This window comes from Salipiger marinus, assembly GCF_035481585.1.
In the GTDB taxonomy this organism is placed as follows: Bacteria; Pseudomonadota; Alphaproteobacteria; order Rhodobacterales; family Rhodobacteraceae; genus Salipiger; species Salipiger marinus.
The window spans coordinates 214381-238707 of record NZ_JAYKSL010000002.1; the positions used below are offsets into that span (position 1 = coordinate 214381).

The following is a 24327-nucleotide window of genomic DNA, read 5'->3' on the forward strand; positions in this document are numbered from 1 at the left end:
TTCTGCGGCTGGGAGGGCAGGGGTCAAGCATGGCTTGTCCGCGGACAAAAAGGTGCTGGTCATTGTCCGCGGACAAAGCGGGCCCGTCAGGCCGCCCGCGCCTGTTGTCGGGACAGCCGGTCGATCAGCGCCCAAGGATCGAACCCCTGCGCCCGCTTGCCGCTGGTCAGCGCGCGGAAATAGGCACCAAGCTGGCGCACCTTTCCCTGCAATTGCAGCACCGCCCAGATGGTCAGCGCTGTGCCGGTCTGGCCAAGCCGGTCTTCGGCCAAGCCATAAGTGCTGGCATCTATGCCCATCATCGGCGCCAGCATCCGGGCATGGGCGACGACCTCCGCCACCGATCGCGGCTTTCCCTGCAGATAGCTTGCCGCTTCGGGACAGGCGTGCAGCAGGGCAGGGATGGCGAGGCTTTGGTCTTTTGAATCTTTTTCTTCGGTATTTGACTTAGGATGGTGCCGGACAATCTGGCCGTCATCGCCGGACAGAATGCTGGCTGGCGGGGGGGTGTCCGTAGCCTGTAGCGGCTGCTCCGGCCAGTCCTGCAGCATCAGCTCCAGCGTCGCCAGATCGAGATTGCGGCGCAGCATCCGCCGGGCTTCCAGTGCCTCGGGATGCTGCGGCTCCAGATCCAGCACGCGGGACAGGGCTACGCGCAGGCGCTGGCGCAGAAAGCTGCGGCGACGGTCCTGCTGGCGCTGCGTCTCGGCCAGATGCTGCAGCTCGTCAATCCGGGCAAAGAGCGGCGCAAGGTCGAAGCCAAAGCGCAGCACGCCTTGACCATCGGGATCATGGCAGGTGTAGCGTTTGCCATTGGGGCTGTCATGGCGGATCAGCAGGCCAGCCTCTTCCAGCTTCACCACATGGCGGCGCAGGCTGCGTTCGCTGAGCCCGCTGCGCCGGAAAGTCAGCGTGGCGTTGGAGGCGAAGACCACGTCGTGCCGCCGCCGTGGTGGCAGGCAGGACAGCAGCACCTCCAAGGTTGCCACCACGGCAGGTTTCAGCCCAAGGCTTGGCGCCGCAAGCCGCAGGGTGTCGATGACGGCGAACCGGTCGGGCCGGGCGTCGTCTGCGGGCAAAGCTGCGCCCGGCCGCTCCCCGGTGGGGGCGGAAATCTGTGTAAAACCCATGATGATGTCACGGCGGGCCGGACCCCGGGAGCCGGGCGCGCAAGGTCACAGCAGGGTTTTTCCCTGAAAAAGGCAAAAACTCTGGGTCAGCCGAATCGGCTGTTCTTGACTGTGGCGGAGAAGCTGGTAAATCTGAGGGTGCTAAGCAACAGATTGGGCTCTCCGGGGGTGACCTTGGGGGGCTCTTTCTTTTTGGTGCGGCGGCGCTTTGTGCTCCTTGTTGTTGCTGCTCGAAAGGGTGGGCTCAGTCCGCTCCGGCTTTCCACGCCGCATAGAGGCGCAGCAGTTCCGGGGCGGCATTCTCGCGCATCCAGCGGGTGAACTCCGGCTGGTCACTGGCGGAGAATTTCAGGGTCAGGGCACGCGGCGTATCGCGGATCTCGGCGATCTGGACGCCGTCCTCGGTGCTTACCGGCAGGGCAGGGGGGCTGCCGGCGGCGACACGGTCGACCTTGGCCGCGCGCGCCACGCGGTCAGCCAGACGGGAAAACCGGTCATCCGATCCCAGGCCTTCGGCGCTGTCGGCAAGCTCGGTCACCAGCGCGTCAAGATCGGGGGCGCGGTCCAGCACCACATTGGCCAGATCCTCCCACCGTCTGCGGCCCACGCCATGGGCGGGGCCGATCCAGTGCACCACCGGGGCGGGCAGGGCGCGCGCCACCTTGTTCATGCGCGACAGCATGGGCTTGTCCACCGCCAGCGCGTCAAGGATCACCGCCTGCTCATAGCCGGTATCGGCCAGTTCGGCGGCAAACAGCGCCTTTTCGATGAAGCTGGGATCCAGCCTCAGGCTGTTTTCCTGCCCCTGCGCCAGAATCGCCTGCGCATCGTCCAGCGACCGCACCAGCGCCTTGGCGGGCTGGCCCAGAAGCCGCAGCGCCCGCAGGCGGCGGCGGCCATAGACGATGCGGAACCGCCCGGGCTGGTCGGGCAGGGGGCGCACCATGATGGGCACCTGCTGGCCATGCGCGCGGATGCTTTCGGCCAGATCGGCCACATCGGCATCGCTGAATTCCAGCCGGTCCTTGGGGCCGCCCGCGTCGATCAGCGCGGGGTCAATCTCGCGCACCGCATTGCTGGACAGATCGCGCAGCGTCGATTTCATGCCGGTCATGGCGCCGGTGGCCGGAAAGCGGGTGCGCTGCTCTGCCGGATCGGCAGCGGCAGGCGGGGGCGGAGGGGTAAAGATGTTGCGCCGTGCCATCAGCCTGCCTTTCTGCCCCAGGCCTGCTGGATGGCCTGTTCGAATTCGTCGGCAACCCCGTTCACGCTTTCCAGAATGCGGTCCAGCGTCTTGCGCACCACCTGCCCGGGATCGAGTTCGTAGATCGTCTGCTGGGTCATGCCCGCGTCAGAGATGGCGGTGGATTTCAGCATCGGCGTGGTCAGCACCTGATCCAGCAGGATCGACCGCAGGAACCCCGCCATCTGCGACTGCGGCACGTCGGTGGGTTCGTAGCGGGCCACGAGGAATTTCAGGAATTTCCAGTCGGTGGGGCCTGTCGCCTCTTCCAGAGTTCTGACGGTTTCTCCAGCCATTTCAAGGAATTGCGCCATGGACGCCACGTCCAGCATCGAGGGTACGACGGTGATCAGCAGCCCCGTGGAGGCCAGAAGCGCCGTCATGGTGGTGAAGCCAAGCTGCGGCGGACAGTCGATGATCACCAGATCATAATCGGCCTCCACCTCGTCCAGCGCAATGGCCAGCCGCTGGGTGAAGGGCGGATCCAGCCGATGCTGCAGCGCATAGGCGGTCTCGGTCTCGTATTCCGACAGCATCAGCCCGGCGGGGGCCAGATCCAGCTTGTGGAAATAGGTCTTGCGGATGACCTGACTCAGCGGCACCGGATCTTCGTAACGCAGCGCGTCATAGACCGTGCCCCCGGCGGCGAATTCGATCTCGGGGCGGTAGCCGAACATGGTGGTCAGGCTGGCCTGCGGATCCATGTCGATGGCCAGCACGCGATAGCCGCGCAGGGCATAGCGCTGCGCGAGATGGATCGCGGTGGTGGTCTTGCTGGAGCCGCCCTTGAAATTGACGATGGAGATGATCTGCAGCCCGTCTCCGTCGCGGCGACCGGGCAGATAGGCGTCGCCATTGCGTCCGGTGCGGGCCATGACCTCGCGGATCGTGTCGATCTCGGCGGCGGAATAGAGCCTGCGACCACGCGCGTCGGTCTCCACCTCGGGGAAATCCCCCTCCTGATGGCGGGTGCGCAGGTTCGACATGCTGATGCCGGTCAGTTCCGAGACTTCGGCAGGATGAAACTTGCGCAGCGATTTGCGGCTGTCCGGCTGGAAGCTGTTGCGCATATGATCGTTGAGCGCGTCCGACAGGCGGGCGGCGTTGCTGCTGATCGTCTCGGCGATCGACCCCGGCAGGGGAAGTTCGGTCGTCTGGTTCATGCTGCCCTCGGGTCTTTTGTTGGACCTCTTGTCTGTCGTCGCACAAACGCGCCTATGGCGCAATCAGGCGACAATGAAACTTCTGGCACGCAACTTGGCAGCAAACAACAGCTTTTTCAGCGGGCGGCAAGAAACTGTGCCGGGGCAGGCTTTGACGGGATCTGAAGATCCGCCATCAAGCTCATGAAATGACTGTGAAATAATCGCTTGTGGATAAGTCGGGCCAAACGCCGCGAAATGCGGTCTTGGGCGGGCCCGCAGGGCAGGGCGCGGCGCGCCTGCAGAATCGGTGGAGCAGGGGCGGCGCTTCAGCGCCGCCGGGGCACGCCCTGCGGCGGCACGCGCTTTGCCGGCAGTTCGATGTTGATCTCGAGACTGGAGAAGTCGTCGCCGCGTTCCATGCGCACGTCGACCGCGTCATTGTCGATCTGCATGTGGCGGCGCACCACCTCCAGAATGTCGCGCTGCAGCTGCGGCAGGAAGTCCGGGGCCTCCGCACTGCTGCCGCGCTCATGCGCGAGAAGGATCTGCAGCCGCTCCTTGGCGGTCTGCCCCGAGGACTGTTTGCGGGGCCACAGGCCGAATCCGAATTTCTTCATGCCGACCGCCCGAACAGCCGGTTGAAGAAGCCGGGCCGTTTCTCGTCTTCGATCCGCATGTCGACCTTGTCGCCCAGAAGCCGCGCCACCGCGTCCTCATAGGCGGCGCTGGCATTGGAGGGCTCGTCCAGCACCACCGGCACGCCGACGTTGGAGGCACGCAGCACCGCCGTGCTTTCGGGGATGATCCCCAGAAGCGGCACGGCAAGGATTTCCAGCACGTCCTCGAGCGACATCATCTCGCCCTTCTTGATGCGGGCGCTGTCGTAGCGGGTCAGCAGCACCTGCGCCTTGATCGGCTCGCCACCTTCTTCGGCGCGCTTGGTCTTGCTGGCCAGAAGCCCCAGCACCCGGTCGCTGTCACGGACCGAGGACACTTCGGGGTTGGTCACCACGATGGCCTCGTCGGCGAAATACATCGCCAGCTGCGCGCCGCGTTCGATGCCCGCCGGGCTGTCGCAGATGATGTAGTCGAATTCCTCGCGCAGTTCGGCCAGCACCTTTTCCACGCCTTCGGTGGTCAGCGCGTCCTTGTCGCGGGTCTGCGAGGTGGGCAGCACCGACAGCGTGTCCAGCCGCTTGTCCTTGATCAGCGCCTGTTTCAGCCGGGCCTCGCCCTGAATCACGTTGATGAAGTCAAAGACCACGCGGCGTTCGCAGCCCATGATCATGTCGAGGTTGCGCAGGCCCACGTCAAAGTCGATGACGACGGTCTTGTGCCCGCGCTTGGCAAGCGCGGCGCTGATGGCTGCGGCAGAGGTGGTCTTGCCGACGCCCCCCTTGCCGGACGTGACGACGATGATCTTGCTCACTCTCTGGTCCTCATTGGAATCCGGTGTCATCCGAGCGCCTCCACACAAAGGTTCTGATCCCGAAGGAAGACCTGCACGGCTTTCCGCCGCAGATGCTCCTCCAGATGTTCGTTGGTCCGGTAGAGCCCGGCAATGGCCAGAAGCTCGGCATCGAGGTTCTGGCAGAAGATACGCGCATTTTCGTTGCCATCGACACCCGCCATGGCGCGGCCGCGCATCCGGCCATAGACATGGATGTTGCCGCTGGCGATCAGTTCGGCGCCCGAGGCCACGGATCCCACCACGATCAGATCGCCGCGTTCGGCATAGATCAGCTGGCCGGAGCGCACCGGCACCGTCACCAGCTTGTTGGCCGGATCGTGCAGCCGGGCGGCGGCATCGGCGCGGCGGCGGGACCGGGTTTCTTCGCGCACGGGCGTGTCGCGCCCGCCGGAGACCGGGATCAGCCCGGCTTCGGTCGCGATGCGCACCTGTTCGGGCCCGGCATTCTGGAACCCGAACACCGCAAGCTTGCGCGCCCGCAGCGCGTCGATCAGCGCGCGCAGCGCGTCCGGATCCGACAGGTTGGTGGCCAGATCCAGATCCAGCACCATGGGCGCGTCGGTATAGAACTGCGGCGTCTGGCGCAGCTGCAGATCCAGCGCCTCGAAAAACGCCGCGTCCACGGGCGCATCCTCGGGACGCAGGGCCACGGCGGTCAGGAACCGTCCCCGGATCTGGAAGGGGCGGATGGTGGTGACGGGTCCGTCACGGGATGTCTGGTCTTGCGTGGGCACGCCTTGTCCTGCGCTCCTGCTCGGATGCGGGCGCGGATTCGACTGCGCACCGCCTGATCTTCCTCCCTAGTGCCTTGCCGGGCTGGGGTCCATCGCGTGCCGCTGGTTTTTATGGGCTAAGCGGGGCCTTGCCGGGGGTCTTATGCTCAATGCCGGTATTGCGGTTCTTCGGCATCAAGCTGACGGCGCAGCGCCGCCAGATGCAGCCGGGCCGACTCCGCGTCGCCCTCGCGCATCTGGTCATAGGCCGCCTGCGCGATCGCTGGATCGACCGGCAGCACCGCCCGCCCGGTGGACATGGCCAGCACCTGCACCTCTGCCGCGCGTTCGAGATAGTAAAGATCATCCCACGCCTCGGCGATGGTGGGGGCCAGCACCATGACGCCATGATGCTTCATGAAGATGATGTCGGCATCGCCCACGGCGCCTGCGATGCGCGCGCCCTCGGTCGCATCCAGCGCGAGCCCGTTGTAATCCTCGTCCACTGCGGTGCGGCCATAGAATTTCAGCGCGGTCTGCCCCGCCCAGACCAGCGGGGGGCCTTCGGTCATCGACAGGGCGGTGGCATAGGGCATGTGGGTGTGAAGGGCGACGCGGGCGCGCGGCACGCGGCGATGCACCTCGGCATGGATGAAAAACGCCGTGGCCTCCGGCTCGCCGTCGCCGTCCAGCACGTTGCCGCCGAAATCGCAGATCAGCAGCTGCGATGCGGTGATCTCGCGGAAGGCGCGGCCATAGGGATTGACCAGAAACAGGTCGTCATGGCCCGGCACCACCGCAGAGAAGTGGTTGCAGATCCCCTCCTCGAAGCCGTTGCGGGCGGCCATGCGGAAACAGGCGGCCAGATCCTCGCGCGCGGTGCGGATCGCGTCGCTGGCAAGGTCGGGCCGGTTCGAACGCCGCGCGACCGCGGCAGGGGAGGCGGGGGTCTGCAGGGGATGGGCCATGATCTTCCTTTATCCTGTGGCAGGAGCCTGCCGCGCGTTTCGGCACAGCGCAAGCCCCTGCTTGGTCGGTCTAGCGCCCGTGGTCCTTGCGCCATGCCTCGAACGCCTCGCGGTGTTCGTCCTTGGTGCAGGGGTAAAGCCCGATGATCGACTGGCCCGCCTTCACCTGCTCCACCACAAAATCCTCGTAGGCGGTCATCTCCACCGCCTCGCTTGCCACCTCGTCCGCGATGGCGGCGGGAATGACGATGACGCAGTCGGCATCGCCCACCACGATGTCCCCCGGAAACACTGGCGTGTCGCCGCAGCCGATCGGGCCGTTGATCTCGATCGCTTCGTGCAGCGTCAGGTTGGTGGGGCTGGAGGGGCGGTGATGATAGGCGGGCATGTCTAGATCGCCGATGGAGGACGCGTCGCGGAAGCCGCCATCGGTGACGATGCCCGCGCCGCCGCGCACCATCAGCCGGGTCACAAGGATATCACCCGCGCTGGCGGCGCGCGCGTCCTTGCGGCTGTCGATCACCATGACATGCCCCTTGGGGCACTGTTCGATGGCCTGCCGCTGCGGATGCTCGGGGTTGCGGAATTCGACCAGCTGGTTGCGGTCCTCGCGCGCGGGCATGTAGCGCAGGGTGAAGGCGGGGCCGACCATGTTGACCCCCTTGGCCTTGACCGGGTGTACGCCCTGGATGACCTGACTGCGTAGGCCGCGCTTGTACAGCGCGGTGGCCAGCGTGGCGACGGACACACCCATCAGCTTGTCGCGGGTTTCGGGATTCATTGGCGGCGCTCCTTCGGGCTGGGTCTGCATCAGAAAATGTCGGGTTCGCCCGCGGCAGGACCGAAGCCGCGTTCGAGGAAGTCGAAATCGCAGCCCTTGTCGGCCTGCAGCACGTGTTTAGAGAACATCCAGCCATAGCCGCGCTGGAACCTCGGCTCGGGCGGGGTCCATGCGGCGCGGCGCGCCTCCAGCTCCTCTTCGGAGACCAGCATGTCAAGCCGCCGCGCGGGCACGTCCAGCCGCACGATGTCGCCGGTTTTCAGCAGCGCCAGCGGCCCGCCGACATAGCTTTCCGGCGCCACATGCAGCACGCAGGCGCCATAAGAGGTGCCCGACATCCGCGCGTCGGAAATCCGCAGCATGTCGCGATGGCCCTGCTTGATCAGCGCCTTGGGGATCGGCAGCATGCCCCATTCCGGCATGCCCGGTCCGCCCTGCGGCCCGGCATTGCGCAGCACCAGCACGTGATCGGGCGTCACCTCCAGCGTCTCGTCGTCGATGGCGGCCTTCATCTCGGGGTAGCTGTCGAAGACCAGCGCGGGGCCTTCATGGACATAGTATTTCGGATCGCAGGCGGCGGGCTTGATGACCGCGCCATCGGGGCAGAGGTTGCCGCGCAGCAGCGCCAGCGAGCCTTCGTGATAGACCGGGTTCGACAGCGGGCGGATCACGTCGTCATTATAGACCACGGCGCCTTCAAGGTTTTCGCCCAAGCTCTTGCCGGTGACGGTCAGGCAGGACAGATCCAGCCGTTCCTCAAGCTGCTTCATCAGCGCGCGCAGCCCGCCCGCATAGAAGAAATCCTCCATCAGGTAATCCTTGCCGGAGGGGCGGACATTGGCGATCAGCGGCGTGGTGCGCCCCAGCGCGTCCAGATCATCCAGCGTGAACTCGACGCCCGCGCGGCGGGCCATGGCGATCAGATGCACCACGGCATTGGTGGAACAGCCCGTGGCCATGGCGGTCACGGCGGCATTGCGCACGGCGGCATCGGTGATGATGCGGTCGGGGGTCAGCTCTTCATGCACCATCTCGACGATGCGGCGGCCACAGGCGGAGGACATGCGCTGGTGTCCGGCATCGGCAGCCGGGATCGACGAGGCGCCGGGCAGGGTCAGCCCCATCGCATCCGTGATCGCCGTCATGGTCGAGGCGGTGCCCATGGTCATGCAGGTGCCGACCGAACGCGCGATGCCGCCCTGAATCCCCAGCCATTCCTCGTCGGAAATGTTGCCCGCGCGGCGTTCGTCCCAGTATTTCCACGCATCCGAGCCCGACCCGAGGATCCGCCCGGCATAATGGCCGCGCAGCATCGGCCCGGCGGGCAGGTAGATCATCGGGATCCCGGCGGTGATGGCGCCCATCACCAGCCCCGGCGTGGTCTTGTCGCAGCCGCCCATCAGCACCACGCCGTCAAACGGGTGAGAGCGGATCATCTCCTCCGTCTCCATGGCCAGCATGTTGCGATAGAGCATCGAGGTCGGCTTGGTGAAGGACTCGTCCACCGACAGCGACGGCATTTCCACCGCAAACCCGCCCGCCTGCGCCACGCCGCGCTTTACGTCCTGCGCGCGTTCGCGGAAATGGCCGTGGCAGGAATTCATCTCGGACCATGTGTTCAGGATGCCGATGATCGGTTTGCCGCGGAAATCTTCCTCGGAATAGCCAAGCTGCATCATGCGCGAGCGGTGACCGAAGCTGCGCAGGTCATCGGGGGCGAACCAGCGGTCGCTGCGCAGCTTGGTGCTGCCTTTGGTCGGATCCTGTGCCATGGGGGCCTCCTCTGCTTTGGGCCTCATGTATGCGCATTCATCATACATGGTCAATCCCGGAGTCTGCGCCATCTATGTGCCGCTTTTGGGTTGAGACAGCCCATGTATCCGCATACAAGCTCAGGCAAGACTGATCGCGGCGAAAGGCGGGCGCATGCACATCCCGGACGGCGGCGAGCCGAAATCCCGGCGGGGCCGGGGGGTGACCATGCAGGATGTGGGCCGCATGGCGGGCGTGTCGCAGGTCACCGTGTCGCGCGCGCTCAGCGATCCCGCCAAGGTATCGCCCGACACGCTGCGCCGCATCACTCAGGCCATCGAGGCGACGGGATTTGTGCCCAATGCGCTGGCAGGCGCGCTGGCCTCGCGCCGCAGCGGGCTGGTCACGGCGCTGGTGCCGTCGATCACCAACATCATCTATGCCTCCATGGTGCAGGCCTTCGGGCTGCGGATGCGCGACGCGGGCTATCAGATCCTGCTGTCGGAAACCGGCCTGACGCTGGAGGCCGAGGAAGAGACGCTGGCCCGTCACCTGTCGCGCCGTCCCGATGCGGTGCTGCTGACCGGCATCCATCATACGGCGCGCACGCGACGGATGCTGCTGGCCTCCGGCATTCCGGTGGTCGAGGTCTGGGATTTCACCGAAACCCCCATCGACGCCTGCGTGGGCTTCGACCATGCGGCAACGGGCCGGGCGGTGGGCGATCTGGCCGCCGATCTGGGCCATGTGCAGGCGGCGACGGTCTGCGCCGGTGACGAACGCGCGAAGCGGCGCATGGCGGGATTCGCCACGCAGTTCACGCGGCGCGGCGGGCAGGCGGTGCTGGAGCTGGGCTATGACGATCAGGCGAGCCTTGCGCGCGGGCGCGCGGCGCTGGCGCGGCTACTGGACGAGATGGGCTTTGACCGCGGGCTGGTCTTCTGCAGTTCCGACATCCTCGCCCATGGCGTGCTGATCGAGGCGCAGGCGCGCGGGCTGCGCGTGCCGCAGGACATCGCCGTGGTGGGCTTCGGCGATCAGGAGTTTTCGGACGCCACCAATCCCCCGATCAGCACCGTGCATGTCGACCGCGAGGCCTTTGGCCGCGCTGCCGCCGAGGCGCTGCTGTCGGGCATCGAAGGGCGGCGCGATGGCCCCGCCGCGATTGACCTTGGATTTCGCATCCTGCGGCGCGGCTCTGCCTGAGTCAGGGGTAATGTGAGCCGGGCTCATGATCGACATGCCGATTATGAATTGGCATAATGCAGCCCGATCCCTTAGACAGTGCCCTTCCAGACCAGAAGGAACATCCGCCCGTGTCCCGCACCGCTCTTCGCCGCTCCCCGGTATTCGCCCAGCTTGAGGCCGCCGCGCGCGACCGCATCCTGATCCTTGACGGTGCCATGGGCACGCAGATCCAGCAGCTGGGTCTGTCCGAGGGCGATTTTCAGGGCTGCGGCGGCGGCGCCTGTTCCTGCCATCTGCCCCATGCCACAGACCGCCCGCAGCAGGGCAACAATGACCTGCTGAACCTCACCAAGCCCGAGGCGATCGAAGACATCCATTACCGCTACGCCATGGCCGGGGCGGATATCGTCGAGACCAACACCTTTTCCTCCACCACCATCGCGCAGGCGGATTACGCGCTGGAGGCGGCGGTCCATGACCTGAACTTCCACGGCGCGCGGCTGGCGCGGCAGGCGATGGACCGGGCCGAGGCCGAGGATGGCCGCCACCGCTTTGTCGCGGGCGCGCTTGGGCCGACCAACCGCACCGCGTCGATCAGCCCGGACGTGAACAATCCCGGCTTCCGCGCCGTCAGTTTCGACCAGCTGCGCGTGGCCTATGCCGAACAGGCGCGCGCGCTGATCGAGGGCGGCGCCGACATCCTGCTGATCGAGACCATCTTCGACACGCTGAACGCCAAGGCCGCGATCTTTGCCTGTGAAGAGGTATTCGCCGAACGCGGCGAACGGCTGCCGGTGATGATCTCGGGCACCATCACGGACCTGTCGGGGCGCACGCTGTCGGGGCAGACGCCCTCGGCCTTCTGGTATTCGGTGCGCCATGCGCAGCCGCTGACCGTGGGGCTGAACTGCGCGCTGGGGGCCAGCGCCATGCGTCCGCATCTGGCCGAACTGTCGGGCGTGGCCGAGACGCTGATCTGCGCCTATCCCAATGCGGGCCTGCCCAACGAGATGGGCGAATATGACGAGACGCCGGAACAGATGGCCGCACAGGTGGCGGAATTTGCCCGCGACGGTCTGGTGAACATCGTCGGCGGCTGCTGCGGGTCGACCTATGACCACATCCGCGCCATCGCCAAGGCGGTGGAGGGCTTTGCCCCGCGCGCGCTGCCGACGCCCGCGCCGCTGATGCGGCTGTCGGGGCTGGAACCCTTCGTGCTGACGCCCGAGATCCCCTTCGTCAACGTGGGCGAGCGCACCAACGTCACCGGCTCCGCCCGGTTCCGCAAGCTGATCACCAATGGCGACTATGCCGCCGCCCTCGACGTGGCGCGCCAGCAGGTGGAAAACGGCGCGCAGATCATCGACGTGAACATGGATGAGGGCCTGATCGACAGCAAGCAGGCGATGATCGAGTTCCTGAACCTGATCGCCGCCGAGCCGGACATCGCCCGCGTGCCGCTGATGATCGACAGCTCCAAATGGGAGGTGATCGAGGCCGGGCTGAAATGTGTGCAGGGCAAGTCCATCGTCAACTCCATCTCCATGAAGGAGGGCGAGGAGGCGTTCCTGCAGCAGGCGCGGCTGTGCCGGGCCTATGGCGCCGCCGTGGTGGTCATGGCCTTTGACGAGCAGGGGCAGGCCGATACCGAGGCGCGCAAGGTCGAAATCTGCACCCGCGCCTATCAGCTGCTGACCAAGGACGTGGGCTTCCCGCCCGAAGACATCATCTTCGACCCCAATGTCTTTGCCGTGGCGACCGGGATCGAGGAGCACGACAATTACGGCGTGGACTTCATTCAGGCCACCCGGCGCATCACCGACACCTGCCCGCATGTGCATATCTCGGGTGGGGTGTCGAACCTGTCCTTCAGCTTCCGCGGCAACGAGCCGGTTCGCGAGGCGATGCACGCGGTGTTCCTGTATCACGCCATCCAGAACGGCATGGACATGGGCATCGTCAATGCGGGGCAACTGGCGGTCTATGACCAGATCGACCCCGACCTTCGCGAGGCCTGCGAGGATGTGGTGCTGAACCGCACGCCCGCAAACGGCGGCACCGCCACCGAAAACCTGCTGGATCTGGCCGAGAAATATCGCGGGCAGGGCGGGGCCAAGGCCCGCGAAAAAGACATGAGCTGGCGTGAGTGGACCGTGGAAAAGCGGCTGGAACACGCGCTGGTCAACGGCATCACCGAATTCATCGACGCCGATACCGAAGAGGCGCGGCTGGTCGCCGAACGTCCGCTGCATGTGATCGAAGGCCCGCTGATGGCGGGCATGAACGTGGTGGGCGATCTTTTTGGCGCGGGCAAGATGTTCTTGCCGCAGGTGGTGAAATCCGCCCGCGTGATGAAACAGGCCGTCGCGGTGCTGCTGCCCTACATGGAAGAGGAAAAGCGCCTGTCGGGCGGCGAGGGCCGCGAAAGCGCCGGCAAGGTGCTGATGGCCACGGTGAAGGGCGATGTGCATGACATCGGCAAGAACATCGTCGGCGTCGTGCTGGCCTGCAACAATTACGAGATCCTCGATCTGGGCGTGATGGTTCCGGCGGAAAAGATCCTCGCCACCGCCAAGGCCGAAGGCGTGGACGTGATCGGGCTTTCGGGGCTCATCACGCCGTCGCTTGACGAGATGGTGCATGTGGCCTCCGAGATGGAGCGGCAGGGTTTCGACATTCCGCTGCTGATCGGCGGCGCCACCACCAGCCGCGTGCATACGGCGGTGAAGATCCATCCGCGCTACAGCAAGGGGCAGACGGTCTATGTGACCGATGCCAGCCGCGCGGTGGGGGTGGTGTCCTCGCTGCTGTCGCCGGTGCAGAAGCCGCAATATGTGGCCAATGTGCAGGGCGAATATGCCGATCTGGCGGAAAAGCACGCCCGGGCCGAACTGGCCAAGAAACGCCTGCCGCTGGAGGATGCCCGCGCCAACGCGCTGCGGCTCGACTTCCCCGGCACGCCCGCGCCCGGGTTTCTGGGCACCAAGGTCTATCAGGACTGGGATCTGGCGGATCTGGCGCGCTACATCGACTGGACGCCGTTCTTCCAGACATGGGAGCTGAAGGGCGTCTATCCGCGCATCCTTGACGATCCCGCGCAGGGCGAGGCGGCGCGGGCGCTGTTTGCCGACGCGCAGGAGATGCTGGCGCGGATCATCGCGGAGAAATGGTTCAACCCGCGCGCCGTGGTGGGCTTCTGGCCCGCCAATGCGGTGGGGGATGACATCCGGCTTTACACCGATGACAGCCGGACCACGCCGCTGGCCACCTTCCACACCCTGCGCCAGCAGACCACCAAGCGCGGCGACCGGCCCAATGTGGCGCTGTCGGATTTTGTCGCCCCCGAAGGGGTGGCGCCGGATTATGTCGGCGGGTTCGTGGTGACGGCGGGCATCGAGGAAGAGCGCATCGCCAAGGAGTTCGAGGCGGGCAATGACGATTATTCGGCCATTCTGGTCAAGGCGCTGGCTGACCGCTTCGCCGAAGCCTTTGCCGAACGGATGCACGAGATTGTGCGCACCGACCTGTGGGGCTACGCGCGGGAGGAATCCTGCGCGCCCGAGGATCTGATCGCGGAACGTTATGACGGCATCCGCCCGGCGCCGGGCTATCCCGCCCAGCCCGACCATACCGAAAAGACCACGCTGTTCTCGCTGCTGGACGCCACCGCCACCACCGGGGTGGAACTGACGGAAAGCTTCGCGATGTGGCCGGGCTCGTCGGTCTCGGGGCTCTATATCGCGCATCCGGGCAGCTATTACTTCGGCGTGGCGCGGGTGGAACGCGATCAGGTCGAGGATTACGCCGTGCGCAAGGGCATGACGCTGGCCGAGGTGGAGCGCTGGCTGGGGCCGATCCTGAACTATGTGCCGAATGGCGTGGACACGCTGGCCGCACAGTAACCCGCCCGATGCGGGTCCGCGCAGCGCGCCGCCTTCGGGTTGACGCGGGCCGGACCCGGGGGCATCCCTTGCACCGGAGAAAACCGCCCCGGATCAAAGGACTGCCGCCATGAGCATCACCGCAACCACGCTTCGCCCCGTGTCGGATACCGGGCTTGAGGTGACCGCGCTGGGGCTGGGCAGCGCGCCGCTTGGCGGGCTTTACGGCGATGTGCCCCGCACCGAGGCGCTGGCCGTGATCGAGGCGGCATGGGACCGGGGCCTGCGCTATTTCGACACCGCGCCCATGTATGGCCTGACCCGGTCAGAACATCTGATGGGCCATGTGCTGCGCGAAAAATCCGAAGGCTTCACGCTGTCCACCAAGGTGGGCCGCCTGATGACCACTGCGCGGGCCGGGCGCGACCTGCCGCCGCCGCCCAAGAAGAACCGCCTTGATCCCGGCTTCGCCAATGCGCTGCCCTTCCGCGAGGTGTTCGATTACAGCTATGACGCCATCATGCGCAGCTATGATGACAGCCAGCAGCGGCTGGGGCTGACCCGGCTCGACCTGCTTTTCGTGCATGACATCGGCAGCCTCACCCATGGCGAGGCGCAGCCCCGCCACTGGGAGGCGCTGACCAAGGGTGGCGGTTTCCGCGCCCTGCAGGAGCTGAAAGCGGCGGGCGACATCAAGGGGTTTGGCCTTGGCGTCAACGAATGGCAGGTCATCCGCGACGCGCTCGAGGAGACCGATCTGGACTGCTGCATGCTGGCCGGGCGCTATTCCCTGCTCGACCGCGACGCGGAAGACACCTTCCTGCCGCTGGCGCAGGCGCGCGGCGTCGCGCTGATGCTGGGCGGCGTGTTCAATTCCGGCATCCTTGCCGCCCCGAAAGGGGCGCCGCAGATGTTCAACTATGCCGAGGCGCCCGCGGCCATCGTGGCCCGCGCCGATGCGCTGCGGGCGGTCTGCGACGATCACGGCGTGCCGCTGGGGGCTGCCGCGCTGCGCTTCCCGCTGCGGCATCCGGCGGTCACCAGCGTGGTGATCGGCGCCAAATCCCCCGACCAGCTGCACCAGAATGTCGACTGGTTCGGCACCGACCTGCCCGACAGCCTGTGGTCCGATCTGGACGCAGCGCTGGCCAATGCCCCCGCTGCCTGAGGAGAGCCGCGATGCTGAAATCTGTAGACCCCCTGCTGACCGGCGATCTGCTCGCCATCCTGCGTGACATGGGCCATGGCGACGAGATCGTCGTGGTGGATGGCAATTTCCCCGCAGCCTCTGTGGCGCAGCGTCTTGTGCGCCTGCCCGGCATCGCTGCCGACCGCGCCGCCGAGGCGATCCTGTCGCTGCTGCCGCTCGATGATTTTGTCGACCAGCCCGCCGCCGCCATGGCCAGCCCCGAGGGCCGCCCCGAGATCTATGACGATTTCGACCGGGTGCTGGCGGCGGCCCATGGCGCGCCGGTGTCGCTGCAGGAGATCGACCGCTTCGCCTTTTACGACCGCGCCCGCACCGCCTATGCCGTGGTGGCCACCGGCGAGCGTCGGCTTTACGCCAACCTGATCCTGAAAAAAGGCGTGATCCGCACATGATCGACGCGCATCAGCATTTCTGGCGGGTGGAGCGCGGCGATTACGGCTGGCTGACCCCCGATCTCGGCGACCTTTACCGCGATTTCACCCCCGAGGATCTGGCGCCGCTGAACGCCGCCTCCGGCATCACGCGGACCATTCTGGTGCAGGCCGCCGAAACCGAGGCCGAGACCGACTTCCTGCTCGATCTCGCCGCGCGGAACGGGTTTGTCGCGGGCGTGGTCGGCTGGCTCGACATGACGGCGCCGGATTTTGCCGCGCGGCTGGATCATTACGCCGCTCAGCCGAAATGGCTGGGCCTGCGCCCGATGCTGCAGGATCACGAGCCCGCGCTGATCGAAACCCCCGCCTTCCACTCGGCCCTGGCCGAGGTGGCGCGGCGCGACGTGCCCTTCGACATCCTGACCTTCCCGCGCCACCTGCCCGCGATGAGCGCCGCGCTGAACGCCGCCCCCGGCCTGCGGGGCGTGGTGGATCACCTGTCCAAACCCGACATGACCGCAGCCGGGCTGGGGCAGTGGGGGCAGGATATGGCTCAGCTTGCCGCCCATCCAAGGCTCATGTGCAAGATCTCCGGCATGGTGACCGAGGCGGGCGCGGACTGGTCGGCAGAGCGCATCCGGCCCTTTGTCCGCCATGTGGCCGAGCATTTCGGCCCGGACCGGCTGATCTTCGGCACCGACTGGCCGGTCTGCACGCTGGCCGCCAGCCACGCGCAGGTGGTCGATCTGGCCCGCAGCCTGCTGGGCGAGATCTACGGCCCCGAAGACCTGCACAAGATCTTCACCACCAACGCCGCGCGGTTCTACGGCCTAGCCCCCGTCTGAGCCGCGCCGCTTCTCGCGCAGGCGGTCGAACCAGTCGAGCCGCTTGCGCATCTCGCGCTCGAATCCCCGGTCGGGCGGATCGTAGAACCGCGTCCGTTCCATGGTTTCGGGGAAATAGTCCTGCCCGGAAAACCCGTCCTCTGCGTCGTGGTCATAGGCATAGCCCGCGCCATAGCCCTGATCCTTCATCAGGCCGGTGGGGGCGTTCAGGATATGCTTGGGCGGCGGTTCGGACCCGGTCTTGCGCGCCATGGCGCGGGCCTGCTTATACCCGACATAGCCCGCGTTGGATTTGGGCGCGAGGGCGAGATAGATCACCGACTGCGCCAGCGCCAGTTCCCCCTCGGGCGAGCCCAGCCGTTCATAGGTTTCCCATGCGTGCAGCGCGTGGCTTTGCGCCTGCGGATCGCCAAGGCCGATATCCTCCACCGCCATGCGCACCAGACGGCGGGCAAGGTAGCGCGGATCCTCGCCACCCTCCAGCATCCGGGCGAACCAGTAAAGCGCGGCATCGGGATCGGATCCGCGGATGGATTTGTGCAGGGCCGAGATCAGGTTGTAATGCTCGTCGCCCGATTTGTCGTATTGCGCGGCCCGCCGCTGCAGCCGCGACGCCAGATCCTTGGGGGCAAGCGGCGCCCGCACCTTCATGAAGGCGACCTGCTCCACGAGGTTCAGCATGGCCCGCCCGTCGCCATCGGCCATCTCCACCAGCGACAGGCGCGCGTCTTCGGTCAGCGGCAGCTTGCGCCCCAAAGTGGCCTCGGCGCGGTCCAGCAGTTCTTCCAGCGCGGTGGGATCGAGCCGGTTCAGCACCAGCACCTGCGCGCGCGACAGGAGCGCGCGGTTCAGCTCGAAAGACGGGTTTTCGGTGGTGGCGCCCACCAGCACGATGGTGCCATCCTCCATATGCGGCAGGAAGCCGTCCTGCTGCGCCTTGTTGAAGCGGTGGATCTCGTCGACAAACAGCAGCGTGCCCTGACCGGCGCGGCGGCGCTGCTTGGCGGCGTCGAACACCTTGCGCAGTTCCGGCGTGCCGGAAAAGATCGCGCTGATCTGCACGAAGGCCCGGTCAGAGGCATCGGCCAGAAGCCGCGCGATGGTGGTCTTGCCCACCCCCGGCGGCCCCCACAGGATCAGCGAGCTGAGCTGCCCCGCCGCCAGCATCCGCCCCAGCGGCGCCTCGGGATCCAGCAGATGCGCCTGACCGATGACCTGCGACAGATCACCGGGCCGCAGCCGGTCGGCCAGCGGACGGTCGCGCGCCTCGGGTTCGGGGCTGCGGGAAGGGGGGGCGTGGTCGTCGAAAAGATCGCTCATGCCCCGATCCTAGCGCCCCGCGCGGGCAATGGAAATCGTCTCCGCGTCAGCGGTCCATGCGGTCGCGCAGGCGGTAATATTCGATGGCAAGGCTGCCATAGACCGGATGCAGCCCGTGGAAGGGCAGGGGGCGCAGACGGTCCTCTACCGGCAGGGGCAGGGGGGTGCCATGGGCCAGATGCGCCGCCATCACCTGACCCAGCGCCGTGGCCAGCGCCACGCCGCGCCCGTTGAAGCCGGTGGCGGCCAGCAGACCGGGCGCGGGCGCCAGCAGCCGCAGCCGGTGGTCGGGGGTCATGCCGACCCGCCCGAACCAGTGGTGATCCATGGCAAAGCTGCGCCCGAAGATCCGGGTCAGTTCCGCCGCGATCCGGTGAAAGGCGGCGGGGCCCTGCGGTTCGGCAAAGCTGCCCCGCCCGCCCAGCATCAGGCGGTTCTGCGGCCCGATGCGGAAATAGGTGCCGACGCGCCGCGCCTCTGACACCACGGCGCCCTGGGGCAGGATGCGGGCCAGATCGGCGGGATCAAGCGGCGCCGTCGCCACCTGAAAGCTGTGGGCGGGCAGGGTGGCGCGGCGCAGGTCGGGATCGAACCCTGCGGGCGTGTAGACATTGCTGGCCAGCACCACCTGATCGGCGCTGACCGTGGCACCGCTGCCTGTGCGCGCCTGCCAGACGCCGCCGTCGCGCACCAGCGACACCACGGGCGTGTCGCCATAAAGCCGGGCTCCGGCGGCGAGGGCGGCCTGCGCTAGACCGCGCGCGAATTTCAGCGGATGGATCTTGCCCGCGCGGCGGTCGATCCAGCCACCGCAGAAGCTGCGGCTGCCAGTGGCGCGTTCCATGGCGGCGGCATCCAGCCAGTCCACCGGTGCGCCGCGCGCGGCCCATTGCGTCATCCGCGCGCGCAGTCCGGGCAGATGGACCTGCGCCATGCCCGCCTGAATCCAGCCCGCCTGCTGCGCGTCGCAGTCGATCCCCAGCCGGTCCACCAGCGCAAAAAGCCGCGCGGCGGTGGATCCGGCGAAGTCTGTCGCCTGCGCCCCCCAGAGCTGGTCCAGCGCGTCGGGATCATCCTTCAGCCCCGGGATCACCTGCCCGCCATTGCGCCCCGAGGCGCCGTGACCGGGCTGCCGCGCCTCCAGCAGCACCACGTCCACGCCTGCCTCGGCCAGATGCAACGCGGTGGACAGGCCCTGAAACCCGGCGCCGATCACCAGCACGTCGGCGCGCAGGCTGTCGTGCAGCGGCGGCAGGTCAGCCGGGGCGGGCGCGGTGGCGGCCCAGATCGAGGTCAGTGGCATGGCACGCCCTTTACATCACGTGGCGGACGCGGCGCAGGAAATCCTGCGTGCGCGGGTTCTGCGGATGGACCAGCACCTGTTCGGCCAGCCCCTGTTCGGCGATGCGCCCCTTGTCGAGGAAGAACACGTTGCTTGCCACCTCGCGGGCGAACTGGATCTCGTGGGTGACAATGAGCATGGTCATATGCTCCTGAGCAAGATCGCGCAGCACCGACAGCACCTCGCCCACCATCTCCGGATCCAGCGCCGAGGTGGGCTCGTCGAGCAGGATCGCCTCGGGCCGCATGGCCAGTGCCCGGGCGATGGCCACCCGCTGCTGCTGGCCCCCCGACAGCGCCGAGGGGTAGAAATCGCGCTTGTCCGACAGGCCGACGCGGCGCAGATGCTCCTCGGCGCGGGCACGGACCTCCTCGCGCGGCTCCCGCAGCACCTGCACCGGTCCTTCCATGACGTTTTCCAGCGCCGTCATGTGCGGGAACAGGTTGAAGCGCTGGAACACCATGGCGACGCGTGTGCGGATGCGGTGGATGCTGGGCGCATGGGCATCGACCCTTTCGCCATCCACAAGGATGTCGCCCTTCTGGTAATCCTCCAGCCCGTTGACGCAGCGCAGCATGGTGGATTTGCCAGAACCGGAGGCGCCGATCAGGCAGACCACCTGTCCCTTTTCGACCTCGGCATCGATGCCGGTCAGCACCTCGTGGCGGCCAAAGGATTTGTGCAGGTTCAGGAACCGGATCACAGCGCCGCCCCCATGCGTTTTTCCACCCGCCGCATCAGCATGTTGAGCGGGATCGTCAGGCACAGGTAAAGCAGCGCCACCATGGTGAAGACCGTCATGTTGTCAAAGGTCGAGGAGGCCAGCATCTTGCCCTGCATGGTCAGTTCGGCGACCGAGATCACCGAGACCTGACTGCTGTCCTTCAGCAGCATGACCATGTTGTTGCCATAGGGCGGCAGCGCGATGCGGAAGGCCTGCGGCAGCACGATGCGGCGCATCATCCGGCCATGTTTCATGCCGATGGATTTGGCGGCCTCGATCTGGCCCTTGTCCACGGCGGCGATGCCGCCCCGGAAGGTTTCGCCGATATAGCAGGAATAGATCAGCGCCAGACCCAGCACCCCGGCCTGAAAGGCGGTCAGGTCAAGCCCCAGTTCCGGCATGACGAAATAGATGTAGAAGAGCACCACAAGGATCGGGATCCCGCGCAGGAATTCCACGATGTAACGCGCGGGCAGTTCCAGCGCCCGGCGGCCCGAGCTGCGCAGCATCGCCCAGACCAGCCCCAGCGCCGAGGCAAGGATCAGCGCCAGCACGGTAACGGCCACGGTGCGCCACAGCCCGGTGGCCAGCAGCGGCAGGTAATCGAGCATCCGCTCGGAAAGAGGCGGCATGAGGCCCTCCTGTTCGGCAGCAGGGTGTCCCGCGACGGCGCGCCGGACACCCCGAAAGGGTCAGAGCCCGTATTTCGCGAAAATCTCTGCCAGCTCGCCGCTGTCTTTCATGGCGGCGATGGCGGCATTGACCTCGGACAGAAGCTCGGGCTTGTCCTTCGACACGGCCAAGGCCACGTTGCCCACGCTCATCGGCTCGTAATCCTCCACCAGCCGCACGCCAAGGGCCGGATTTTGCGCGACCTGATAGGCGATGATCGGCTTGTCGCCAAAACCCGCCTTGATCCGCCCCAGCTTCACGTCGCGCATGATGTCCACAAGGCTGTCGTAAAGCTTCACCTCGCTGAAGATGCCCTTGGCCTGCAGCTGGTCGGCAAAGGTGGTGCCGATCTGCGCGCCCACGACCTCGCCCGCCAGATCGTCAATCTGATATTCGCCCGCATCCTCGGCGGCCACGAACAGAGCATCACCATAGCTGTAGACCGGATCGGAAAAATCCACGACCTCGCGCCGGGTGTCGGTGGCGAACATGCCCGCCGAGATCAGGTCGATCTTGCCGGTCTGCAGCGCCGGGATCAGCGCGGAAAACTGCGTCAGCGCAAATTCCGGGGTGGCGCCCATATCCTCGGCGATGGCGGCGGCCAGATCCACCATGGCCCCGGTGGGCTGCTGGCTGGCGGTGTCCACAAAGGTGAAGGGCACGCCGGTGGTGGTGACGCCCACGGTCACCTCCTGCGCTTGGGCGGTCATCGCGCCAAAGGCAAGCGCCCCGGCAAGGGCAAGCGGAAAAAGGTTCATGCAAGGCTCCCTGTGTCTGGCGCGTCTCTGCGGCCCGTCGGGCGCGGCGCGCTTTGTGATGTGGTATCTTCACGATATTGAAGAAATGTCCCGATGCAAGCGCAAAGCTTCATTTTGTTCATCCCAGTGAAATTCCCGCAGGCCTTGCGTGTTTTGCTTCATTTCTCCACGGGGTGACGCTAGAAAGAACCACGGCCTGTCGGCCCCTTGCCTTCACACAGATGAAAACGCCCATGTCCCTACTTGATACCGAAGCGCGGCTGCAGAGTGATCCCTCGGGGGATATGGACGACGTGTCGCTGGGAGAGGCGGTGCGCCGTGCCCGCAAGTCGCGCGGTCTGTCGCTGCAGGTGGTGGCCGATGGCGTGGGCATTTCCACCGGGCTGCTGAGCCAGATCGAACGCGGCATCTCCTCGCCGTCGATCCGCAACCTGCGCGCCATCTGCGACGTGATCGGCATTCCGTTCCTGTCGCTGTTCGCCAGCGATGACGCGACCAGCCGCGAGGCGGGCATGATCGTGCGCGCGGGCCACCGCCGCACCGTGGATTTTGGCGATCGCGGCATGGTGAAATCCTTTGTCAGCGCCCATGACGAGGGCGCGCTGCAGGTCATGGAACTGGTGCTGTCGCCCGGCGGCGGGTCCGGCGACGACCCCTATACCCACGAGGGCGAGGAATGCGGGCTGGTGCTGGCCGGACGCCTGGAGCTTTGGGTGGATGACATCCGGCACCTGCTGGCCGAGGGCGATGCCTTCCATTTCGAAAGCCGCCGCCCGCACCGGTTCCGCAATGCGGGCGCCGACGAGACGCGGGTGCTTTGGGTGACCACGCCGCCGGTCTGGTGAGCCTGCGGAATTCCGTCCGGTTTCAGGAACACATCTCCGTCTTCGCTGTTTGGAGGGTCAGTGCGCCACGACAGCGGCGCAATCAAACGCGAGGAGAAGATCACAATGAAATTTCTGCTGAGCACCACAGCCGTTCTGGTCACCGCGGCGCTGCCCGCCTTCGCACAGGACACCCAGACGCAGGGCACCCAGATGCAGGGCACCCAGATGCAGGGCACCCAGATGCAGGGGGGCCAGATGTTCATGAGCGGGCCTTCGGAAACCAGCCTGATGGCCTCTGATCTGAACGGCATGAACGTCTATCGCAGCGACGAGGCGGTGCAGGACACCGGCATCGACGGCATGCAGGACTCGTGGGAAGACGTGGGCGAGATTCACGATGTGGTCATCTCCCGCGATGGTCGTGTCGAGGCGGTGCTGATCGACATGGGCGGCTTTCTGGGCATGGGCGAACATCGGGTCGCCATGAGCATGGACGCGCTGAGCTTCGCCTCTGACGAGTCCACCGAGGATCCGGGTGATTTCTTCGTGGTCGTGACTGCCGACAACGCGTCGATGCAGGACGCCCCCGCCTATGATCAGGGCGACCAGACCGGCGCGGCCACCGGCACGTCGGGCATGCCCGCGGCCACCACCGGGGGCGACAGCGGCAACGCTGCCAACCTGCAGGAGAACGAGGCCGAGCAGGTGGGCAACGAGCCGACCACATCCGACACCGAGCGCCCGGTCGAGACCACAACGCCGACGCAGGACATGCCCGCGACCGGCGATGACCAGACGGCCACGGACGATACCGAAGGCACGTCGCAGTATAACCCGCAGACCGGCGTCACCCCCGGCACCGGCGCCACCGCGCAGGACATGCGCGCGACGCCCGAAGGCTATGCCGAAGCGCCCACCGAGGATCTGACCGCCGAGATGCTGACCGGCGCCACGGTCTATGGACCGGGCGACGAGAGCCTTGGCGACGTGGCCGAGATCCTGCTGTCCGATGATGGCAGCGTCGATGCGGTGATCGTGGATGTGGGCGGCTTTCTGGGCATCGGTGCCAAGCCGGTGGAACTGAACCTGTCGGACATCCAGATCCTGCGCCAGTCCAATGGCGGCGCGGTGATCGTGTCGGTGCCGATGACCGAGGAAGAGCTCGAGTCGATGCCCGAATATAACGACTGATCCGCCGACCGGCGCCGCCCCTCTGGCGCCTTGCGGAACGTCAGGCCGGGCCTTCGGGCCCGGCTTTTGCATGTCTGCCGCTCTGGTCCGGCGCGCTATGGCTCGCGTCGGGCCAGAATGTCGACCACCACCAGATAGGAACTGGCGATGTGGCTGCGCATCAGGCGGCGCGTCGTTTCGGCATCGCGGGCAAGGATCGCCTGCGCGATGGCGTCATGTTCGGCGCGCGAGGTTGAAAGCCGCCGCGTGTCGGCCTGAAAATTCGCGGCCCGCCAGGCCTGGGTGCGCAGGTTCATCTCGTCCAGCGTGGTGGCCAGCGCCGCGTTGCGCGCGCCTGTCTTCAGGCTGGCATGAAAGCGCGCGTTGATCGCGCCATAGCGCAGCGCATCCTCGCCGCAGGATTTCCCCTCGTCGAGCAGGGCCAGCATCTGCTGCCGCTCGATTTCGGTCATGCGGCTTGCCGCCAGTGCCGCCAGCACGCTTTCCACCTCTCCCACCGCTTCGAACAGATCGGCCAGATCGGCGGCCTTCATCCGGCGCACGACAAAGGCGCGCCGCGCGCCGCGTTCGGCAAGGCTTGCCTGTTCCAGACGGTGCAGCGCCTCGCGCACCGGGGTGCGGGACACGCCGAACTGTTCCGCCAGCGCCTGTTCGGCCAAGGGCTCTCCGGGCAACATGCCGCCCGCCACGATGCGTCCCACCAGCGTGTCGAAGATGCTTTCTGCTGTTCGAATAATCACCTGCGATCCGCCTTCGCCGAAATGAACACTTTAACCTTGTATATGTATACAT

The 24327-nt window shown here is 66.5% G+C and carries 22 protein-coding genes; 7 read left to right on the forward strand and 15 right to left on the reverse strand.

Features of this window, described 5'->3' with window-relative positions:
• Nucleotides 1–86 precede the first annotated feature (86 nt).
• From repC to araD, 9 genes are all read right to left on the reverse strand, one after another.
• Nucleotides 87–1130: a plasmid replication protein RepC gene (repC, locus tag VK682_RS04200; RefSeq protein ID WP_324781486.1), complete on the reverse strand. Its 1044-nt coding sequence runs from the start codon at nucleotides 1128–1130 to the stop codon at nucleotides 87–89.
• A 244-nt stretch (nucleotides 1131–1374) separates the two neighbouring features.
• Nucleotides 1375–2334: a plasmid partitioning protein RepB gene (gene repB, locus VK682_RS04205; protein WP_230796365.1), complete on the reverse strand. Its 960-nt coding sequence runs from the start codon at nucleotides 2332–2334 to the stop codon at nucleotides 1375–1377.
• Nucleotides 2334–3536, reverse strand: coding sequence for a plasmid partitioning protein RepA (gene repA / locus VK682_RS04210; RefSeq protein WP_324781487.1), 1203 nt, complete (start codon nucleotides 3534–3536; stop codon nucleotides 2334–2336). The genes repB and repA overlap by 1 nt, the downstream gene beginning before the upstream one ends.
• A 308-nt stretch (nucleotides 3537–3844) precedes the next feature.
• On the reverse strand, nucleotides 3845–4135 hold the full coding sequence (minE, locus tag VK682_RS04215) for a cell division topological specificity factor MinE (RefSeq protein WP_089845143.1): 291 nt from the start codon (nucleotides 4133–4135) through the stop codon (nucleotides 3845–3847).
• Nucleotides 4132–4977, reverse strand: coding sequence for a septum site-determining protein MinD (gene minD, locus VK682_RS04220; protein WP_089845144.1), 846 nt, complete (start codon nucleotides 4975–4977; stop codon nucleotides 4132–4134). Before minD ends, minE begins: the two co-directional genes overlap by 4 nt.
• Nucleotides 4974–5723, reverse strand: a complete 750-nt coding sequence (gene minC / locus VK682_RS04225) for a septum site-determining protein MinC (RefSeq protein WP_230796362.1) — start codon at nucleotides 5721–5723, stop codon at nucleotides 4974–4976. Before minC ends, minD begins: the two co-directional genes overlap by 4 nt.
• Nucleotides 5724–5869: 146 nt before the next feature.
• Nucleotides 5870–6670: an aldolase gene (locus VK682_RS04230; RefSeq protein ID WP_230796360.1), complete on the reverse strand. Its 801-nt coding sequence runs from the start codon at nucleotides 6668–6670 to the stop codon at nucleotides 5870–5872.
• A 70-nt stretch (nucleotides 6671–6740) separates the two neighbouring features.
• Nucleotides 6741–7451 carry a ribonuclease activity regulator RraA gene (locus tag VK682_RS04235; protein ID WP_089845147.1) on the reverse strand — a complete coding sequence of 237 codons (711 nt, stop codon included), beginning with the start codon at nucleotides 7449–7451 and terminating at the stop codon, nucleotides 6741–6743.
• A 29-nt stretch (nucleotides 7452–7480) separates the two neighbouring features.
• Entirely contained in the window at nucleotides 7481–9223 is a 1743-nt protein-coding gene (araD, locus tag VK682_RS04240; RefSeq protein WP_089845149.1) for an L-arabinonate dehydratase, read from the reverse strand.
• Nucleotides 9224–9377: 154 nt separating this feature from the next.
• Here araD and VK682_RS04245 point away from each other — a divergent pair, with 154 nt between their 5' ends.
• From VK682_RS04245 to VK682_RS04265, 5 genes are all read left to right on the forward strand, one after another.
• On the forward strand, nucleotides 9378–10409 hold the full coding sequence (locus tag VK682_RS04245) for a LacI family DNA-binding transcriptional regulator (RefSeq protein ID WP_230796358.1): 1032 nt from the start codon (nucleotides 9378–9380) through the stop codon (nucleotides 10407–10409).
• A gap of 110 nt (nucleotides 10410–10519) precedes the next feature.
• Nucleotides 10520–14293, forward strand: a complete 3774-nt coding sequence (metH, locus tag VK682_RS04250) for a methionine synthase (protein WP_230796357.1) — start codon at nucleotides 10520–10522, stop codon at nucleotides 14291–14293.
• 109 nt (nucleotides 14294–14402) lie between these two features.
• Complete coding sequence (locus tag VK682_RS04255) at nucleotides 14403–15440, forward strand: aldo/keto reductase (protein ID WP_230796355.1); 1038 nt, start codon at nucleotides 14403–14405, stop codon at nucleotides 15438–15440.
• 11 nt (nucleotides 15441–15451) lie between these two features.
• Nucleotides 15452–15874, forward strand: a complete 423-nt coding sequence (locus VK682_RS04260) for an RbsD/FucU family protein (RefSeq protein ID WP_230796353.1) — start codon at nucleotides 15452–15454, stop codon at nucleotides 15872–15874.
• Nucleotides 15871–16701 (forward strand): amidohydrolase family protein, encoded by an 831-nt coding sequence (locus tag VK682_RS04265; protein WP_230796352.1) that lies wholly within the window; start codon nucleotides 15871–15873, stop codon nucleotides 16699–16701. Before VK682_RS04260 ends, VK682_RS04265 begins: the two co-directional genes overlap by 4 nt.
• Here VK682_RS04265 and VK682_RS04270 read toward each other — a convergent pair.
• The 5 genes from VK682_RS04270 to VK682_RS04290 are packed head-to-tail and all read right to left on the reverse strand — an operon-like array spanning nucleotide 16687 to nucleotide 21517.
• The gene (locus tag VK682_RS04270) at nucleotides 16687–18021 is read right to left on the reverse strand and encodes a replication-associated recombination protein A (RefSeq protein ID WP_230796351.1); all 1335 of its coding nucleotides are present in this window, start codon (nucleotides 18019–18021) and stop codon (nucleotides 16687–16689) included. The genes VK682_RS04265 and VK682_RS04270 overlap by 15 nt on opposite strands.
• 46 nt (nucleotides 18022–18067) lie before the next feature.
• Complete coding sequence (locus VK682_RS04275) at nucleotides 18068–19324, reverse strand: NAD(P)/FAD-dependent oxidoreductase (protein WP_230796350.1); 1257 nt, start codon at nucleotides 19322–19324, stop codon at nucleotides 18068–18070.
• 10 nt (nucleotides 19325–19334) lie between these two features.
• Complete coding sequence (locus VK682_RS04280) at nucleotides 19335–20066, reverse strand: amino acid ABC transporter ATP-binding protein (RefSeq protein ID WP_089844690.1); 732 nt, start codon at nucleotides 20064–20066, stop codon at nucleotides 19335–19337.
• Complete coding sequence (locus tag VK682_RS04285) at nucleotides 20063–20719, reverse strand: amino acid ABC transporter permease (protein ID WP_230796349.1); 657 nt, start codon at nucleotides 20717–20719, stop codon at nucleotides 20063–20065. The genes VK682_RS04280 and VK682_RS04285 overlap by 4 nt, the downstream gene beginning before the upstream one ends.
• Nucleotides 20720–20779: 60 nt before the next feature.
• On the reverse strand, nucleotides 20780–21517 hold the full coding sequence (locus VK682_RS04290) for a substrate-binding periplasmic protein (RefSeq protein WP_324781488.1): 738 nt from the start codon (nucleotides 21515–21517) through the stop codon (nucleotides 20780–20782).
• Nucleotides 21518–21750: 233 nt separating this feature from the next.
• Between VK682_RS04290 and VK682_RS04295 the strand changes: the two genes are divergently transcribed.
• On the forward strand, nucleotides 21751–22362 hold the full coding sequence (locus tag VK682_RS04295) for a cupin domain-containing protein (protein WP_324781489.1): 612 nt from the start codon (nucleotides 21751–21753) through the stop codon (nucleotides 22360–22362).
• A 105-nt stretch (nucleotides 22363–22467) separates the two neighbouring features.
• On the forward strand, nucleotides 22468–23535 hold the full coding sequence (locus VK682_RS04300; RefSeq protein ID WP_324781490.1) for a PRC-barrel domain-containing protein: 1068 nt from the start codon (nucleotides 22468–22470) through the stop codon (nucleotides 23533–23535).
• 95 nt (nucleotides 23536–23630) lie between these two features.
• On the opposite strand, the gene VK682_RS04305 is transcribed toward VK682_RS04300, so the two are convergent.
• Nucleotides 23631–24275: a GntR family transcriptional regulator gene (locus VK682_RS04305; RefSeq protein WP_324781491.1), complete on the reverse strand. Its 645-nt coding sequence runs from the start codon at nucleotides 24273–24275 to the stop codon at nucleotides 23631–23633.
• Between the last annotated feature and the right edge of the window lie 52 nt (nucleotides 24276–24327).